This window comes from Acidovorax sp. GW835-FHT14G06, from assembly GCF_058793595.1.
This window is the reverse complement of sequence record NZ_JBXAGA010000001.1, coordinates 507069-525121: the sequence shown is the minus strand read 5'-3', so window position 1 is coordinate 525121 and position 18053 is coordinate 507069. Positions and strand designations below refer to the sequence as shown.

At 64.7% G+C, this 18053-nt stretch carries 13 protein-coding genes and 1 riboswitch; of the genes, 5 read left to right on the top strand and 8 right to left on the bottom strand.

The annotated features are described in order from the left end of the window. Positions 1–14 precede the first annotated feature (14 nt). Entirely contained in the window at positions 15–1265 is a 1251-nt protein-coding gene (locus AC1Q64_RS02295) for a YihY family inner membrane protein (protein WP_492250293.1), read from the top strand. 106 nt (positions 1266–1371) lie between these two features. On the opposite strand, the gene AC1Q64_RS02290 is transcribed toward AC1Q64_RS02295, so the two are convergent. The 3 genes from AC1Q64_RS02290 to AC1Q64_RS02280 form a co-directional block, all read right to left on the bottom strand. After that, positions 1372–1719 (bottom strand): Mpo1-like protein, encoded by a 348-nt coding sequence (locus AC1Q64_RS02290; RefSeq protein ID WP_492250292.1) that lies wholly within the window; start codon positions 1717–1719, stop codon positions 1372–1374. Between the two features lie 150 nt (positions 1720–1869). Beyond that, a complete protein-coding gene (locus AC1Q64_RS02285; protein ID WP_008906693.1) occupies positions 1870–2688 on the bottom strand; it encodes an alpha/beta fold hydrolase in 819 nt (272 codons plus the stop codon). 2 nt (positions 2689–2690) lie between these two features. Beyond that, complete coding sequence (locus AC1Q64_RS02280; protein WP_492250291.1) at positions 2691–4001, bottom strand: O-acetylhomoserine aminocarboxypropyltransferase; 1311 nt, start codon at positions 3999–4001, stop codon at positions 2691–2693. Between the two features lie 158 nt (positions 4002–4159). Here AC1Q64_RS02280 and AC1Q64_RS02275 point away from each other — a divergent pair, with 158 nt between their 5' ends. Then, on the top strand, positions 4160–4609 hold the full coding sequence (locus AC1Q64_RS02275; protein ID WP_015013536.1) for a CBS domain-containing protein: 450 nt from the start codon (positions 4160–4162) through the stop codon (positions 4607–4609). A gap of 63 nt (positions 4610–4672) precedes the next feature. Here the strand turns inward: AC1Q64_RS02275 and AC1Q64_RS02270 are convergent, their stop codons facing one another. Then, positions 4673–6910 (bottom strand): sensor domain-containing protein, encoded by a 2238-nt coding sequence (locus tag AC1Q64_RS02270; RefSeq protein ID WP_492250290.1) that lies wholly within the window; start codon positions 6908–6910, stop codon positions 4673–4675. Positions 6911–7121: 211 nt separating this feature from the next. On the opposite strand from AC1Q64_RS02270, the gene aroC reads away from it, so the two are divergent. Together aroC and AC1Q64_RS02260 are read left to right on the top strand one after the other, a co-directional pair. Further along, positions 7122–8219, top strand: coding sequence for a chorismate synthase (gene aroC, locus AC1Q64_RS02265; RefSeq protein WP_291433207.1), 1098 nt, complete (start codon positions 7122–7124; stop codon positions 8217–8219). Between the two features lie 41 nt (positions 8220–8260). Next, positions 8261–10099 (top strand): bifunctional metallophosphatase/5'-nucleotidase, encoded by a 1839-nt coding sequence (locus AC1Q64_RS02260; protein ID WP_492250289.1) that lies wholly within the window; start codon positions 8261–8263, stop codon positions 10097–10099. 48 nt (positions 10100–10147) lie between these two features. On the opposite strand, the gene AC1Q64_RS02255 is transcribed toward AC1Q64_RS02260, so the two are convergent. From AC1Q64_RS02255 to AC1Q64_RS02240, 4 genes are all read right to left on the bottom strand, one after another. Next, a complete protein-coding gene (locus tag AC1Q64_RS02255) occupies positions 10148–11050 on the bottom strand; it encodes a DMT family transporter (protein ID WP_291433203.1) in 903 nt (300 codons plus the stop codon). Between the two features lie 272 nt (positions 11051–11322). Continuing rightward, on the bottom strand, positions 11323–11772 hold the full coding sequence (gene nrdR, locus AC1Q64_RS02250) for a transcriptional regulator NrdR (RefSeq protein ID WP_291433201.1): 450 nt from the start codon (positions 11770–11772) through the stop codon (positions 11323–11325). Between the two features lie 17 nt (positions 11773–11789). Beyond that, entirely contained in the window at positions 11790–13034 is a 1245-nt protein-coding gene (gene glyA / locus AC1Q64_RS02245; RefSeq protein ID WP_492250288.1) for a serine hydroxymethyltransferase, read from the bottom strand. 35 nt (positions 13035–13069) lie between these two features. After that, positions 13070–13223, bottom strand: a riboswitch (ZMP/ZTP riboswitch). A gap of 95 nt (positions 13224–13318) precedes the next feature. Next, positions 13319–14164 (bottom strand): lytic transglycosylase domain-containing protein, encoded by an 846-nt coding sequence (locus tag AC1Q64_RS02240; RefSeq protein WP_291433197.1) that lies wholly within the window; start codon positions 14162–14164, stop codon positions 13319–13321. 951 nt (positions 14165–15115) lie between these two features. Between AC1Q64_RS02240 and AC1Q64_RS02235 the strand changes: the two genes are divergently transcribed. Beyond that, positions 15116–17896 carry a DUF349 domain-containing protein gene (locus AC1Q64_RS02235; RefSeq protein ID WP_492250287.1) on the top strand — a complete coding sequence of 927 codons (2781 nt, stop codon included), beginning with the start codon at positions 15116–15118 and terminating at the stop codon, positions 17894–17896. The last annotated feature ends 157 nt before the right edge of the window (positions 17897–18053 follow it).

Below are 18053 nucleotides of genomic sequence, written 5' to 3'. Positions count from 1 at the left end.
GCATCATATCGGCCATGCCCTTGACCTTACAGACAGCCGCACTGCGCGTGGAGGCGCTGATGACCGAGCTGTCGCACTTCCCATGGAAGACCACGGCCCAGACGCTGCGTGAGCGCTTCCGCGAGGACCACCTGGGCCTCACGGCCAGCAGCCTCACCTTCACCACCATCCTGGCGCTGGTGCCGTTTTTTACCGTGGCGCTGGCGGTGTTCACCGCATTCCCCATCTTCGGCAAGCTGCAGGATGCGCTGCAGGGCTGGCTGGTCAGCAGCCTGGTACCTGACAGCATCTCGCGCCAGGTGCTGGGCTACCTCACCCAGTTTGCGGCCAAGGCCAGCAGCCTGGGCGTGGCGGGGTTCAGCATCCTGCTGGCCACGGCGCTGGCACTGATCCTCACCATCGACCGCACGCTCAACGACATCTGGCGCGTGCAGCGCCTGCGGCCGCTGGGACAGCGGGTGCTGATCTACTGGGCGGCCATCACGCTGGGCCCGCTGCTCATGGGGGCGAGCCTGGCGCTCACCTCGTATGTGATGTCGGCCTCGGGCGGGCTGGTCAAGCGCCTGCCCGATGGCGTGCAGTTGCTGTTTGATTCGATCCAGTTTGTGGTGCTGGCGGGGGGCATGGCCTCGCTGTACCACTATGTACCCAACACCCCGGTGAAGTGGGGCCATGCCTGGACGGGCGGCTTTTTTGTGGCGGTGTGCATTGAGCTGGCCAAGAAGGCGCTGGCGGTGTACCTGGGCAAGGTGCCCACCTATTCGGTGGTGTACGGCGCGTTTGCCACGCTGCCCATCTTGCTGGTGTGGATCTATGTGGCCTGGGTCATTGTGCTGCTGGGGGCAGTGGTGACCGCCTACCTGCCCAGCCTGCTGGCGGGGGTGGCGCGGCGCGGCACGGTGGCGGGCTGGACGTTTCAGCTGGCGGTGGAGGTGCTGCAGGCGCTGTACCGTGCGCGCCAGCAGCCCATCAAGGGCCTGCGCCCCAGCCAGTTGGCCCAGTTGCTGCGGGTGGATGGGCTGCAACTGCAGCCTGTGCTTGAGGCCCTGACCGCGCTGGACTGGGTAGTGCAGGTGAACGATGCCGCCGTGAGCGCGGCCGACGTGCCCGAGTCCCGCTACGTGCTGCTGGCCGACCCGGAGAGCACCTTGCTTGCGCCCCTGGTGCAGCGCCTGCTGCTGCAGCGGGTGGACAGCCTGGGGCCGCTGTGGGTCAACGCCAGGCTGGAAAGCTTGTACATGGCTGATGTGCTGCAGGCGCGTTGACCTGAGTTGACCTGCTGCTTGTGGGAGATGTCTTGAATGCTATATAAATTATAGCTAGTCAGGCATGCTGCACTAGCGCCCGCTGCCTGTAGAGCTTTCAATCAGTTCACAAGGGCACTTTGCCCGTCCAGATGTCCTTGTACATCACCCAGTCGCCCATGAAGCTGTACAGCGGGCGCTTGAAGCTGGCAGGCTTGTTCTTCTCGAAACCAAAGTGCCCCACCCAGGCAAAGCCGTAGCCGCAGAGCAGGCCGTACAGCAGGTATTGCGGCTTGCCTGTGGCCACCAGCATGGCCAGGCAGACCAGGGTGAGTGTTGAGCCCACAAAATGCAGGCGGCGGCAGGTGCGGTTGCTGTGCTCGCTCAGGTAGAACGGGTAGAAGTCCGCGAAGCGCGTGAAGGCCCGAGGGTCCGTGCTGGGCGCTGGTTGCGGGGTGGCAGTCTGGGTGGTCATGGCGTTGTCTCCGGGCGGCGTTGGGGCTCTGCACGCGTTATACGCCGCAGCCCCAGTGCGCACCAGCGGGGCATTGCGGGTGTGCTGTCGCCAATGGGTCTACAACCAAAAACCCCGGCGGCCTTTTCGGCGCGCCGGGGTTGGTGGGGGTCACCGTGCCAGGAAGTCCCGGATAGCGGCCAGTGTTTCTTCCGGCGCCTCGGTCATCTGGTTGTGCCCCACGGGCAGGTGGGCGATCTGTACCTGCTTGCCCGCCGCCTGGGCGGCCTTGACGAGTCCCTGTGCGGCCTTGGGCGCCGTCATCTGGTCCTGGCTGCCCAGCGCAAACAGCACGGGGCAGGTCAGTTGCGCCATGGCCGCTTCGCCACCGGCATAGCTGTCACAGGCCACAAATCCCCGGTGGAACACGTTGACTGCCGTGTTGCTGCGCAGCACCTTGCGCCCCAGCGCCATGCCTGCACCAAACACCCAGGTGCCCGGGCCCAGGGCCGACGGGGGCGCAGACAGGGTGCTGCGGGAAAACACATTGACCATGCGCATCGCCTTCTCCGGGTCGGTCTGCGAGGCCTCGATGAGTGCGGGCGAGACCTTCATCGGGAACGCCGTGCCCACCAGCACCAGGTGGCTGATGCGGTCCTTGAGCCGCGCAGCGGCTTCCATGGCAATCAGCGAACCCCAGCTGTGGCCCACCAGCGCCGCGCGCTGCACGCCCGCGGCATCCAGCAGCGCGCCGATGAAGTCCGCGCCTTGCTCCACCGTGGCGGGGGCATCGCCGCCACTGCGGCAGTGGCCGGGCAGGTCGATGGCCAGAACGTTCCAGCCGTGGTTGGCCATGTAGCGGCTTTGCAGGGCCCACACGCTGTGGTCGTTGAGGACACCGTGGATGAACACCACCGTGGGCTTAGCGGCATCAAATGCCTTGCCGCCGGTGTAGCAGTAGATGGCGGCGCCGTTGACTTGGATGTGCATGGTCAGGCCCCCGCCTTTTCTGCGGCTTTGAGCGCGCGTTTCAGGTCGTCAATGAGGTCGTCGGCATCTTCGAGGCCGATGGACAGGCGGATCGTGCCCTGGCTGATGCCTGCGCCCGCCAGCGCTTCGTCGCTCATGCGGAAATGCGTGGTGCTGGCCGGGTGGATCACCAGGCTGCGGCAGTCGCCCACGTTGGCCAGGTGGCTGAAGACCTTGAGGGTTTCGATGAACTTCTTGCCCTGCTCGCGGTTGCCCTTGAGGTCAAAGCTGAACACCGAGCCCGCACCGCGTGGCAGCAGCTTTTGCGCCAAGGCATGGCTGGGGTGAGACTCCAGCAACGGGTGGCCCACGCGCGACACAAACGGCTGCGCGGCCAAAAATTCGACCACCTTCTCGGTGTTGCGCATGTGCTGCGCCATGCGCAGCGGCAGGGTTTCAATGCCTTGCAGGATGAGCCAGGCCGTGTGCGGGCTCATGCAGGCGCCAAAGTCGCGCAGGCCCTCGCGCCGCGCGCGCAGCAGAAAGGCGCCCACGGTGCTCTCTTCGGTGAACACCATGTTGTGAAAGCCGTCGTACGGCTGCGTGAGTTCGGCAAATTTGCCGGCCGATTTGGGACCGTCCCAGTCAAAGCTGCCTCCGTCCACCACGATGCCCCCCACCACCGTGCCGTGGCCCGAGAGGAATTTGGTGGCCGAGTGGTAGACCAGGTCGGCGCCATGCTCGAAGGGCTTGATGAGCCAGGGCGAGGTGAGGGTGGAGTCCACCAGCAGCGGCACGCCGGCCTCGTGCGCGATGGAGGATACGGTGGGGATGTCCAGCACATCCAGGCCGGGGTTGCCCACGGTCTCGCCAAAGATCAGCTTGGTGTTGGGGCGCACCGCAGCGCGCCAGCCGTCGATGTCGCCGGGCTTCACAAAGGTGGTCTCGATGCCGAAGCGTGATAGCGTGTAGTGCAGCAGGTTCTGCGATCCGCCATACAACGCCGTGCTGGCCACGATGTGGCTGCCCGCGCCCATCAGCGTGGCAATCGCCAGGTGCAATGCAGCCTGGCCGCTGGCGGTGGCGATCGCGCCCACGCCCCCTTCCAGGGCGGCCACGCGCTGCTCCAGCACCGCATTGGTGGGGTTGCTGATGCGGCTGTACACATGGCCGCCGCGCTCCAGATTGAAGAGGGACGCGGCATGGTCGCTCGACTCGAAGACGAACGAGGTGGTCAGGTGGATGGGCACGGCGCGCGCGCCGGTGGCGGGGTCGGGGCTGGCGCCTGCGTGCAGCGCGAGCGTGTCAAAGCCGGGGTCGGAGTAACCGGGCATCTGTGTGTCTCCCATGTTGTCAATGCAGGCGGGCATTGTGGGCTATATTTGCCGACAAACAGCCTGCAGCACCTGGGCAACCCCAGCGGATGTGCTGGTGTGTGCGGGCCCACACATACCCTTTCCGATTCTTCCCGATCCCCCGGAGACTCCGCACCATGAAAGTCAGCGACATCCTTCGCGTCAAAGGCAACACCCTCTACACCGCATCGCCGGACGAGCCGCTGGCGGGTGCCGTGAGCCTGATGGCAGAGCGCGACATTGGCTCGCTGGTGGTGATGGAGCATGGCGACCTGGTGGGCATGCTCACCTTCCGCGAAGTGATCCAGGCGCTGGTCAAGAACGGCGGCAGCGTGGGCACGATGCTGGTGCGCACGGCCATGGACGATGCGCCCCTGACCTGCACGCTCGAAACTGATATGGACGAAGTGCGCCGCATGATGCTGGACCGCCACGCACGCTACATGCCCGTGATGGACCGCCGCATGCTGATGGGCGTTATCAGCTTCTATGATGTGGCCAAGGCCGTGGTGGACAGCCAGAACTTCGAGAACAAGATGCTCAAGGCCTACATCCGGGACTGGCCGGAAGAAGAACCCCGTACCTGAGGTTGTGGGCAGGGCGCGAGGCCCGCGCCCCGGCGTGACGGCACAGATGTGTCTCTAGCCAAGTCAGCGATAGGGGCGAGGCGCCTGGGCGCACAGCCAGGCCTCGATCTCATCGGGTGGTAGCGGCTTGCCGAACAGGTAGCCCTGCATGACCGGGCAGCCGTGGGCCTGCAGCCACTGCTGCTGGCCGGTGGTCTCCACCCCCTCGGCCACCACAACCATGCCCAGGCTGTGCGCAATGCTCAGCACCGACACAGTGAGGGCGCGCGCCGTGGCGCTGGTGGTGAGGTCCTGCACAAAAGCCATGTCGAGCTTGAGCTCACTGATGGGCAGTCGGTGCAGATAGCTCAGGCTGGAGTAGCCGGTGCCAAAGTCGTCCAGAGACAGCTTGAAGCCCTTGTGGTGCAGTGCTTCGATGTTCTGCAGCGTGACTGGCCGCGCATCCATCATCACGCTCTCGGTGATCTCCAGCAGCACATCGCTGGTGCGCAGGCCATGGCGCTGCAGCGCATCGCCGATCTCCTGCGCAAATTCGGGCCGGTGGAAGCTGCGGCCCGACAGGTTGACGGCCACGCAGGGTACATCGTGGCCCGCAGCGCGCCAGGCCGCCAGCTGGCGGCAGGCTTCGTCCAGCAACCACAAGGTCAAGTCATGGATCAGGCCGGCGTCCTCGGCCACAGGGATGAACTGCGACGGTGGCACCATGCCCCACTGCGGGTGGTTCCAGCGCGCCAGAGCCTCCACACCGTGCAATATGCCGGGGGAGCCGCTGAGCACCTGCGGCTGGTAGTGCAGCGTGAGGCTGCGGTCGGACAGTGCCTGCTGCAGCGCACGCTCCAGCGAGGCGCGCTCCTGGGCGCGGCGGTTCATCTCGGCGCTGAACAGCTGCAGGCTGTGGCGATGGTCGCTCTTGGCCTGGTGCATGGCCTGGTCGGCATGGCGCAGCAGGGTGTCGATGGTGTCACCATCGTTTGGAAACATCGCAATGCCGATGCTCGCGTGGGGCACGTGGGTCTGCCCAAAAATATCCAGCGGCTGGGCAATGTCGTGCAGCACACGGTGGGCGCTTTGCACGGCCTGTTCGGTGGTGCACTCGGACAACAGCAGCACAAATTCGTCACCCGACAGGCGGGCAATCAGGTCGCGGGCGCGCAAGCCCTGGGTCAGTCGCTGGGCCACTTCGCTCAGTAGCAGATCACCCGCAGCGTGCCCCTGGGTGTCATTGACCTGCTTGAACCGGTCCAGGTCCAGATACAGCAGGGCGCCTGTGTGGCCACTCTGCCGCAGGTCGGTCAGTGTGCGTTCGGCGCTGTTCCGAAAGAGTGCGCGGTTGGGCAGCCCGGTCAACACGTCAAAAAACGCCAGCTGGTGGATGCGCTGGTGCGTGCTGTCGCGTTCGATGGCCAATGCGCACAGGTGCAGGCACACATCGACCAGGCGCTGATGCAGCGCGTCGGGTGCGCGCGGCTCGCGGAAATAGAACGCGAAGGTGCCGATCGGCTGACCCCGGTGGTCACGGATGGGGCTGGACCAGCAGGCGCGCAGGCCGCTCGGTGCAAACAGGTCACGGTAGTCGTCCCAGAGCGGGTCTGTGGCTATATCGGTGACCACCACGGGCGCGTTGCGGAAAGCCGCGGTGCCGCACGACCCTGCCGTGGGGCCAATGGCCAGTCCGTCCAGCGCGCGGCTGATGATGGCTGGCAGGCTGGGCGCTGCCAGCGGGTGCAGCCGGCCCTGTGCGTCCACCGCCAGGATGGTAGCGGTGACCTCGGGCGCAATGCGTTCGACCTCGCGGCAGACCAGTGCCATCAGTTCGGGCAGGGGCAACTCGTTGACCATGCCTTCGAGCACACGCGTCTGCAGCACCTCGTGCATCTTGGTGAGCGTGATGTCGGTCAAGATCGAGATGCTGCCTCCCGGTCCGCCCGAGCTTTCGTCGGACGCATTGATCACCAGCGACACCCAGCGCGGTTGCCCCGCCTTGCTGTAAAGCAGGGTGTCCGTACGAAAACTGCCTTTGGTCAGCACATTGCCCCGGATGCTTTCGAGGAGGTCCGGATCGGAGTGGGGGCCCAGCAAGACCTCGCTCAGGTGCCTGCCCAGCACCTCGGCGGGCTGGTAGCCAAACAGCCGTGTGAACCCTTCGTTGATGTAGACCACCCGTTTGGCGCTGTTGGTCAGGACGACGGCGTTGTCGCTGGCATCCAGTGCGCGGCGAAGCGGTGCATCTGCCAGTGCGGCAGTCAGAAGGGTGCGGGACGGCGATGTTGGACCCGGAGAGGGTGGCGCGAGGGCGGGCATGTAGATCCCAGAAATCGATGGTTACATGCTAACAAGCGCCCAGAGCCCTGCCAAGCGAGATATGTCCTGCCCGTGCCTGGGGGCCACGGCCCCCATCGGGCCCCGCGCATGCGACATTGCAATGGTAGATTTCTCGGGTGCGCAGTGGTGCGCCCCGGTAGACCGGTGGTGTTGCGCGATGGCTCCCTGGGGCTCTGGGATAATCCCCGCCATGAGCGGCAACACCATCGGTACCTTATTCGCAGTCACCAACTTTGGTGAATCCCACGGCCCGGCCATTGGCTGCGTGATCGACGGTTGCCCGCCCGGCATGTCGCTCACCGAAACAGACATTCAGGCCGACCTGGACCGGCGCCGCCCGGGCACCAGCCGCCACGTCACGCAGCGTAACGAGCCCGATGCGGTGGAAATCCTCTCCGGCGTGTACGAAGGCAAGACCACCGGCACACCCATTGCGCTTTTGATCCGCAACACCGACCAGCGCAGCAAGGACTACAGCAACATCGCGGAGAGCTTTCGCCCCGGCCATGCTGACTACACGTACTGGCACAAGTACGGCATCCGCGACCCGCGCGGCGGTGGCCGGTCGTCGGCCCGCCTGACGGCGCCCACGGTGGCCGCAGGCGCGGTGGCCAAGAAGTGGCTGGCTCAGCAATACGGCACGCAGTTCCGTGCATGCATGACGCAGCTGGGCGAGCTGGCCATCCCGTTCGAGAGCTGGGACCACGTGCAGAGCAACCCCTTCTTTGCCCCTGTGGCCGACGTGCAGCAGTACGAGGACTACATGGACGCCCTGCGCAAAGCGGGGGATTCGTGTGGCGCCCGCATCCGCGTGCAGGCCACGGGCGTGCCTGTGGGCCTGGGCGAGCCGCTGTACGACAAGCTGGACGCAGACATTGCCCACGCCATGATGGGCCTGAACGCCGTGAAGGGCGTGGAGATTGGCGCCGGTTTTGCCAGCGTGGCCCACCGGGGCACGATGCATGGTGATTCGATGACGCCCCAGGGCTTTCGCACCAACAATGCGGGTGGCGTGCTGGGCGGCATCAGCACGGGGCAGGACCTGGAGGTCAGCATTGCCATCAAGCCCACCAGCTCCATCATCAGCCCGCGCGAGTCCATCGACATCCATGGCAAGAGCACAGAGGTGATCACCAAGGGCCGCCACGACCCGTGCGTGGGCATTCGTGCTGCGCCAATTGCCGAGGCGCTGCTGGCGCTGGTGGTGATGGAGCACGCACTGCGCCACCGTGCCCAGTGCGGCGACGTGGTGCCACCCGTGCCGCCGATCCAGGCATCGTTTCTGTAAACCTCTCCTTTTTGCGCCGTCCTTCGGGCGGTCTCTTTCCTATGAGCAACGGCTTGTTGAAGGCTGACGGTCACACGGCGCGCATTCGCTGGGCCCTGCGGGGTAGCTGCGGCGTGGCGCTGGTCAGCGTGGCACTGTGGCTGACCGGTTGCACCAGCCCGGGGGCTCCCGCGCCGGTGGCTGAGGCCACGCCACCCACCATCGACATCACCCTCATCGGCTTCAACGACCTGCACGGCAATCTGGAGCCGCCCCACATGGCGCACCGCGTGCAGGGGCCCACCGGCCCGGTGCTGGCGCCTGCCGGGGGCATGGCGTACTTTGCCAGCGCCATGGCGGCCCTCAAGGCACAGTCCCGTCATCACGCGGTGGTGTCGGCAGGCGACATGGTGGGGGCGTCGCCGCTGGTGTCGTCGCTGTTTTTGGACGAGCCCACCATCGAGGCCGTCAACCGCATGCAGATCGACTTCAATGCGGTGGGCAACCACGAATTTGACCGGGGCTGGCGCGAACTGCTGCGCTTGCAGCACGGGGGCTGCGAGAAGTTCACCTCGCGCGAGCCCTGCCGCATCAGCAAGCCTTTTGAGGGGGCCAAGTTTGGCCTGCTCGCGGCCAACACGGTGCGCGAGGACGGCCGCACCCTGCTGCCAGCCATGGGGCTCAAGCGGTTTACCGAAGGCGGTGTCACCGTCACCATGGGGTTTATCGGCCTCACGTTGCAGGCCACCCCCACCATGGTCAGCCCGTCGGGCGTAGCCGGGCTGCGTTTTGAGGATGAGGCCGCCACGGCCAACGCGCTGATTCCGCAACTCAAGGCCCAAGGCGCCGATGTGATCGTGGTGGCCATCCATGAAGGTGGCGGCACCACGGCGGGCGTGCAGGAGACCAGCTGCGCAGGCCTGTCGGGCGACATTGTGCCCATCCTGGAGCGCCTGGACCCGGCCGTGGATGTGGTGGTCTCCGGCCACACGCACCAGGCCTATGTGTGCGATTACAGCCGCGTGAACCCGGCCAAGCCCTTCTTGCTGACAAGTGCGGGCCAGTACGGCACGCTGCTCACCGACATCCAGCTGCGCGTGGATACGCAGACCCGCCGCCTGGTGAGCAAGACGGCGCGCAATGTGGTGGTGCAGGGCGAGGCCTTCATCGGCGCCCAGGGGCTGGTGCCGCTGACCACTGCCGTGCCGACGTTCCCTGCGGATGCCGGCGTGCAAAAGATCATCGACACCTACCGCGCTGCCGCCATTCCACTGGCCCAGCGGCCGGTGGGCCAGGCCCAGGGGGCCATGCGCCGCCAACCCAATGCGGCGCTGGAGAGCGTGCTGGGCAACCTGGTAGCGGACGCCCAGTTGCTGGCCACGCGAGCGCCTGCGGACGGTGGTGCGCAGCTGTCCTTCATGAACCCGGGCGGCCTGCGCGCCGACCTGGTGCCTGATGGGCAAGGCCTGGTGCGTTATGGCCAGCTGTATGCGGTGCAGCCATTTGGCAACCAGCTGGTGGTGAAGACCTTCACGGGAGCGCAGATCCGCGCGGTGCTGGAGCAGCAGTTCGCCAGCGCCGGCAACACTGTGCAGAGACCCCGGGTGCTGTCGGTATCCAGTGGGTTCAGTTACCGCTACGACCTGAGCCAGCCTGCCGGGGCGCGCATCAGCCACATGGTGCTGAATGGCGCGCCAGTGACAGACACGCAGTCGGTGCGTGTGGTGATGAGCAGCTTTCTGGACAGCGGCGGCGACAACTTCACAGTGTTGACGCAAGGCCAGGACCGGCGCGTGGGGGAGCTGGATCTGGACGCGCTGGAGTCCTATTTCCGCCTGCAAAGCCCAGTGATGCCGCCAACCACCAACCGTATCACCCGCGTCGCGACCGTCGCGCGCTGAAGCCCGTCTCCGGCGCTGGGTCGCTCGGTCAGTCAGTGGGGCAGTGGGTCAGCCTTCGGTGCGGCGCAAAGCACCCAGCCATCGCAGGGGGTTGAAACCTGTGACCAGCCCGGTCGCCACCAGCACCAAGGTGCCACCCCAGAGCATGCCCGGCCCCAGGGCCTCGCCCAGAAACACATGCCCCCAGGCCACACCAAACAGCGGGATCATGAAGGCGGAACTCATGGCGGCCACGGGCGAGACATGTTTGAGGACCCGCAGGTTAAGCCAGTACGCCAGCCCTGAGGTCACGATGCCCATCACGGCCACGGCGGCCAGTGCCTCTGGAGTAAAACGCGCGGCGGGCAAGGTCCATGCCGCCCCCGGTAGCAGCAGCAACAGGGCTGCAGCGTGGATGCCTGCGGCAATCGACAGCGGCGACATGCGCTTTGTCGCCCGTTTCATCCAGGTGAGAGACAGGCCATAACAGGCCGCGGCTGCCACGCACGCGCCCGCCGCGAGCAGCACCGATGAGGTGGGCGCCACAGGCCCCAGCTGCACGATCAGCGCGACCCCTGCAAAGCCGCAAAGGCAGCCCGCCCATTTGCGCGTGCTCAGCGTGTCCTCCTTCATCCAGGCGGCGGCAATCACGCCAAACGGCACGGCCATGGTGTTGAGTAGCGAGCTGTAGCCCGCAGGCAGGTGCAGGGCCGCCCAGGCGTACAGCAGAAAGGGTACTGCCACCGTCAGCGTGCCAAGCCCCAGCAGCTCACGCCAGTGGCGCCAGGGCCAGGGCTCGCCCGCCCACCGCATGATGCCGATCAGTGTGAGAGTGGCCAGGCCAATCCGCAGCGCGGCCATGACATTGGGGCCCAGAACCGGACTGGCAACGCGGATGAACAGAAAGGAAGCGCCCCACAGGGCAGACAGCAGCACCAGCTGCAGGAAATGGCGAGTTTTCACCGCGCGCATTGTCGGGCACTTGCGCGGACCTTGCCTGAGTGCTGTGCGGTAGTTTTGACGTAAAAACCGCCTGAAGCGCTAGTCCATCATGCTGCAGTAGCTATCAAATTAATAGCTTCTGCGAAGTAGCATGCGCGACATGCGCAGGGGCCATAGCCGAACGTTGCAACGTGCAATCCGTGCCAGTGGCCCCTCGCGCTGCATCGCGCAGACAAGGTAGCAGGGGGGTAGGAGGACACGCAGAGGGCATCAGCGCGACGGCCACTCCGGGGAGCACACTGCTACTTGCGCACCTCATCCACCATGGCGCGGAAGTCGTCGATGTCTTCAAAGCTGCGGTACACACTGGCAAAGCGGATATAGGCCACCTTGTCGAGCTTCTTGAGCTCGCGCATGACCAGCTCGCCAATGCGGCTGGAGATTACTTCGCGCTGCCCCAGGTTGAGCAGTTTTTCTTCGATGCGCTCGATGGCGCTGTCGATCTGGTCGGTGCTGACAGGGCGCTTGCGCAATGCCAGATTGAACGAAGCCAGCAGCTTGCCCCGGTCGTATTCAATGCGGCGCCCGTCCTTCTTGACGATGGCCGGAAAGCTTACCTCCGGCCGCTCGTACGTGGTGAAGCGCTTGTCACACGCACCGCACTGGCGGCGGCGGCGGATGAAGACCCCATCCTCAGACACCCGCGTTTCAACGACTTGCGTTTCGAGGTGGCTGCAGAAGGGGCACTTCATGGCTCTTGGCTGGGGATTTAGCCGTAGACAGGGAAGCGAGCGGTCAACGCATTGACCTTGGCGCGCACGGCAGCGATGTTGGCCTCGTCGCGCGGGTTGTCCAGCACGTCGGCAATCAGATTCGCCGTGATGCGGGCTTCTTCTTCCTTGAAGCCACGCGTGGTCATGGCGGGGGTGCCAATGCGCACGCCGCTGGTCACCATCGGCTTTTCAGGGTCGTTGGGGATCGCGTTCTTGTTGATGGTCATGTGGGCGGCACCGAGCACGGCCTCGGCTTCCTTGCCGGTAATGCCCTTGGCGCGCAGGTCCACCAGCATGACGTGGCTTTGCGTGCCGCCGCTCACGATGCGCAGGCCGCGTGCGGTCAGCGTCTCGGCCACTACCTTGGCGTTCTTGGCGACTTGTTCCTGGTAAGTCTTGAACTCTGGCTGCAGCGCTTCCTTGAAAGCCACTGCCTTGGCGGCGATCACGTGCATCAGCGGGCCACCTTGCAGGCCGGGGAAGATGGCGCTGTTGATGGCCTTTTCGTGCTGGGCCTTCATCAGGATGATGCCGCCACGGGGGCCGCGCAGGCTCTTGTGCGTGGTCGATGTGACCACGTCAGCGTGGGGCACGGGGTTGGGGTACACGCCAGCGGCGATCAGGCCAGCGTAGTGGGCCATGTCCACCATGAAGATCGCGCCCACGTCCTTGGCCACCTTGGCAAAACGTGCAAAGTCGATGTGCAGGCTGTAAGCCGAGGCACCGGCGATGATGAGCTTGGGCTTGGTCTCGTGGGCCTTCTTTTCCATCGCTTCATAGTCGATGGCTTCGTTCGCATCCAGACCATAGGAAACCACGTTGAACCACTTGCCGGACATGTTCAGGGGCATGCCGTGAGTCAGGTGGCCGCCTTCGGCCAGGCTCATGCCCATGATGGTGTCGCCGGGCTTCAAGAAGGCCAGGAACACGGCCTCGTTAGCCGACGCACCGCAGTGGGGCTGCACGTTGGCGGCTTCTGCGCCGAACAGCTGCTTGACGCGGTCAATGGCCAGTTGTTCGGCTACGTCCACATGCTCGCAGCCACCGTAGTAGCGCTTGCCTGGATAGCCTTCGGCGTATTTGTTGGTCAGCTGGGTGCCCTGGGCCCACATCACGGCGGGGGAGGCGTAGTTCTCGCTGGCGATCAGCTCGATGTGGTGCTCTTGGCGCGCGTTCTCGGCCTGGATGGCAGCAAACAGCTCGGGGTCGGTTTGTTCGACAAGAATTTTGCGGTCGTACATGATTGGCAGTCCTATGAACTTGTGTCCCTTGAAACAAGGGCTGCCCAGGCGAACGGCTGAACGCATGGGGCTGGACCCCTGCGGCACGCTTCCCAGTGGTTCACAAGAAGTGGGTTCTTGCTGGTTTCCACGTCAGCGGCAACATCCATCGGCTGGATGCAGCGCCTATCGCCAGTCGCGTGCACCTCTAGTGTAGCCGACACTGCGCCATTGGCACACCATACAAACCTCCAAACCACTTGGTGCAAAGGTCGTTCCCAGGGCGCGCCGGGTAACCTACTGGTTTACAAGTCAGGTGTCAGCAGTGCCACCTTGTCGCTGGCTGCTGCCGGGGGCGTGGTGCGGGGTGCTGCCGCAGGAATGCTCTGTACCGGAGCCTGGGTAGACAAAGATGGCGGAGGATTGAAAGGAATTGCGCGGCCACCGGCCACCTGGCGCAAGCGGAGATGCTCCGCCATCACCTTGGCTGCGTAGCCTCCATCGTCGGCCATGTTGCCAGCGCCCACATAAAAGCGCAGACCGCCTTCGAGCGAGCCAGCGCGGGCGATGCATTCCTGCAGCACCTTCACACCCACCCGCAGGTTGCTCACCGGGTCAAAGGCGGCAAAGTGGCCGCCAAAGCTCTGGTACTTGTCGGTGTGCACGCGGGTCATCACCTGCATGAGTCCCTGTGCGCCCACGGCGCTTTCGGCAAACGGATTGAAGCTCGACTCGATGGCCATGATGGCCAGGATCAGGGTAGGGTCGATCTTGGCGCGGGTGCCAATCTCGTAAGCCTCTGCCACCAGTGCGCTCAGAGGCTCAGGTGCCACGCGGTACTTCTTGCTGAGCCAGAAGGCCACAGCTGCCTGTTCCTTGGGCAGATCTTTGGGGTTGACGGCCGTGGCGCGCTCGCTTGCCTCCGGCTCGATGGGCATGCCCAGCATTTCAACCTGGCGGGCTTGCAGCCAGTTCATCAGTTGCTCTTCGCCGGCCTGGCGCAGATCGGGCCGTGCAGTGAGGGCAATGACGACAAAGGCAACGGCCAAGCCAATAAGGGCGAAGCTGTTGTGGGTGATTTCAAGAAAACCTTCGGTCACGTCGGCCGCGAAGGTTCGCACGCCGGAGACTATTTTTCCTGACGCTGTCATAGCTCTTCCTTTCTGAGGCGGGCCAGTGGAGCGAGGCAGTCACGGTGGACTGTGCTTTTCTGGCAGGTCGCCTGGATTGGTACGCCATCAAGTCCGGGCTGCACGTCTGTGGAGTGCTTGGCGCCCTGGGTTGACTTAGCCGGGTTCGGCAGCGATTGGGGTTTGTACTAGCCCTGTTTTTGGGGCTGGCGGATTCTAGAAGCTCACTAAATGCATAGTCAATACTAACAAAATTCTTTTTTAGACATAAAAATTATGAAAACTATGTAAAAAATCACAGTTTTTGTGGGGTGAGGGGCCGTTTAGCGCTGTGGGCTGGCAGGTGGTGGCTGACATCTCCATGTCAAATTCAATCGGGCGTTTCGCCGCCATTGAGAATCCGATTTGAGTTGGCGAAGCGAGTTTGATAAGGTGGAGGCGCCTGTAGATTTCAGGCATCGCCAGACGAAGCGAAGTCTCCCTCCGAGGGCATTCAGTGCCGAGGTGCAGCAGATGCCGCTTCCATGGCAACCCCTGGAGGCAATACCTTGCCTCCTCGCCATGCGGACCTTTCTCTCCGCATCGCGATCGATGGCAAAGACCGTTGTGTCAGCCGTCAAGCCCGGCGGGCAGGCCCTTCAGGCACTGCTCGTTGGGCTTTCTTATTGGTGCTTCGCCATGTGTGTGGGCGGCGCTGTCTTATATATAGATAATGGGGGCTGTTCCCTAGAGCGGCGACCCTTCGCCCGGAGTGTCGCGCGGCGTCCTCGCAGAGGTCCATCAGCGGGGCGGCTTGTCTCGCAGAGCCTTGTGCCAGATCACCTTGCTGGTGTTGATGATGCACCCCGCTACGGCCTGCTGGCCCAATCCGGTGAAAATAGCCCCTTTGTTGCCCTCGCGTGCGCATGGTGCGGTCGCTCGGGCACGGCCCCAGGCCCTGCGCCTGGGACGCCTTCGTTATTCATTGGATCCATGTTTCCATTTTTTTCCCGCAGCAAAATGTCCGACGCACCTGAAGTGAATCCGGCCCCGGCCAAAACCCACGAGCCGCACCCGCTCGATGCGCTGACCGGCGGCGCTTTCTCTGCCGCCACGTCGGGTGAGCGCGCCTCCCGTATCCGCGACTGGCTGGCGACGCAGCCAGCCCCCGAGCAGCTGCAGGAGGTGTTCAAGGAGCTGAGCGGACGTGACAAGGGCGCAGCCCGCGCCGTGCGCGAACGTCTGGACGAAATCCGCCGTGCCAAGGGGCAGGAGGCCATTGCGGCTGAGTGGGCGGACAAGGCCCAGGCCCTGCTGGCCGCCCCCAAGCTCAATATTGCAGATGCCCTGGCTTGGCAACGTGATGCCGCCAAGGCCGGCGCGCCTCTTTCGCGCGAGCCGCTGTCGCTGCTCAAGGTGCAGCTGGCGGACCGTGTGAAGGTCATCGAAGACCTGCAGCACCGTGTGCAGGTGCAGCGCGAGGCCGCTGTGCTGCTGGCGCAGCGCATCGAAGTGCTTTCCACCAAACCTTGGCGTGATGCACATGCTGCGCTGGAGCTGCTGCGCGCCGATGTCGCACGCTGGCAGGAGCAGGCCCAGGAGCTGACGGGTGATGCGAGCTGGGCGAGTGTCGAAGCACGCTTCCCCCCCCTGCTGGATGCATCGCGTACCCAGTTGCTGGTGGTGTGGGAGGCTTTTCAGCCCGCAGTAGCCCAGGCTGCCGCTGCGGCAGAAGATGCCTCTTCGCCCCTGCCACCCGTGCCCGTGTGGGCGGACGAACTGCGCGCCGCACGTGGCCTGCCCACTGAGGCTGCCGCCGCTGCGGCCGCTTCTGCTGCAGCCAGCAAACCAGCGCGTGTCGTCAAACCCAAGGTGGCGCCAGAGGTGATTGAAAAAGCCCACCAACTGGTGCGTGATGCGTTGGCGACGCTCGAAAAAGAAACTGCCGAAGGCCATGGCAAGGCCAGCGCTGGCGCGGCAGCTGCATTGCGTGCTGTGCTCAAGGTGCATGGCAAACACATTGACAACGCCCTGGAGCAGCAGGTGCACTCGGCGCTGGTGGCTGCCGGTGAACTGGAAGGCTGGCAGCGCTGGAGCGCAGACCAGGTGCGTGAGGACCTGGTGGCCAAGGCCGAAGCCCTGCTCAACCGCCCAGAGGGGCAGGCTCTGGGTGGCCGCAAAATGCAGGAGACTCTGCGCAATCTGCGAGACCAGTGGAAGCAGGCAGACCAGGGCGGTGCCCCCAACCACGCTCTCTGGAAGAAGTTTGACGAAGCCTGCAACGCAGCGCACAAGGTCGTGGAAGCATGGCTGGAGAAGATCCGCTCCGAAGCGGCCGAGCACAAGGCGCAACGTCTGGCGCTGATCGAAGAGGTCAAGGCCTGGGCGCAAGAGCATGCTGCGTCGGGCGACTGGAAGGCCATCAATCGTGCGCTGTACCAGTTTGGTGACCGCTGGCGCGAAGGCGGCCATGTGGGTGAAAAAATCTTTGCCGAACTGCAGCCGTTGTGGAAGCAGGCCATTGCCCTGGCTGCTGCACCACTGGAGTCCGCGCAGAAGGAAAGCCTGGCGCGTCGCCACGCGATGATCGACGAGGCCACAGCCCTTGGCGCAGCTCCGTCGCTGCGTATCGATGCCGTCAAGGCACTGCAGCAGCGCTGGCAAGCCGAGGCGCAGACGGTGCCGCTGGATCGCAAGCACGAGCAAAAGCTGTGGGACGCTTTCCGCAAGCCCATTGATGAAGCGTTCAATCGCAAGTCGGTGGATCGTGATCGCGCTGTCACCGAGCTGAGTGCGCGGGACCGCGTGGTTCTGGAGGCCTCCAAGGCGCTGGAAGCAGCCAACGCCACTGGTGATGCGCAGCAGATCCGCGCTGCCATGCAGGCGCTGGAAGCCGCATTGCGCGGACAGGCCCAGGCGGCCGAAGCTGTCGCCACGGCCAACAAGGATGCACAGTCGCACGCCGAAGTCCAGGTGAATGCTGCTCCCGCTGCTCCCCTTGCTACCGAAGTCGGAGCGGATGCCTCTGTGGAGGCTGTGGAAGGTGGTGATGCTACTGCCGCAGCGCCTGCACCCGTACCCGCGACCCCCAAGCCTGCTGCACGACCTGTTGTGGCTGTGCGTGGGGATGATCGCCCTGGCATGAAAAAAGACGCTCCGGTAGCCACCGGCCGTGGTGCGCGCCCTGGTGACCGCCGTGATGGGCGCCCTGGTGACCGAGACGGTGCCCGTGGCCCACGCACTGATGGCCGCATGGGCGATCGTGCTGATCGAGGTGGCCGTTTTGGTGATCGCCCGGCGTTCGAGGACCGTGGCCCCCGTCTGGGTGACACAGCGTTCCGCGCACAGCGCGAGGCGATGGAGCACGCGCAGCTTGCTCTGAAGAAGCTGGCAGCACAGGCCCATGGCGAAGCCCTGACCCAGTTGTTGACGGCATGGGATAAGCGCGATGCAGCGATGGTGCCCGGCACGCAAGATCTGGGTTCGGGCGTGACGGCGTCGGTGCGCAGCGCCTGGACACAAGCGCTGTCTGCCGGGCCCACGGGAGATGCGTCGGAAGCGCTGCTGCGCCTGGAGATGGCGGCTGACGCTCCAACGCCCGCGGAGCACATCGCTGCGCGGCGCATGTTGCAGTTGCAGCTGCTCACACGACGCAATGACCCTGCGCCGGCCCAGACTTGGGGTCAGGATGTGGCGCGCGTGCTGGCAAGCACCAGCGATACGGCCAATGCACGCCGTTTGCAGAACGTGCTTAAGACGCTGCTGCGTAAGTAATAGAGGGGCTGGGGTGTGCGCACTGCGGTGCGTGTACCCGCAGCTCAGCAGATACAACGAAAAACGAGATCGCTGTCGGTCTCGTTTTTTCTTTGGCGGCCGGAAAACAAAAAAGCCGTTGCGGATGCAACGGCTTTTTATGTGTTTGGTGCCCAGT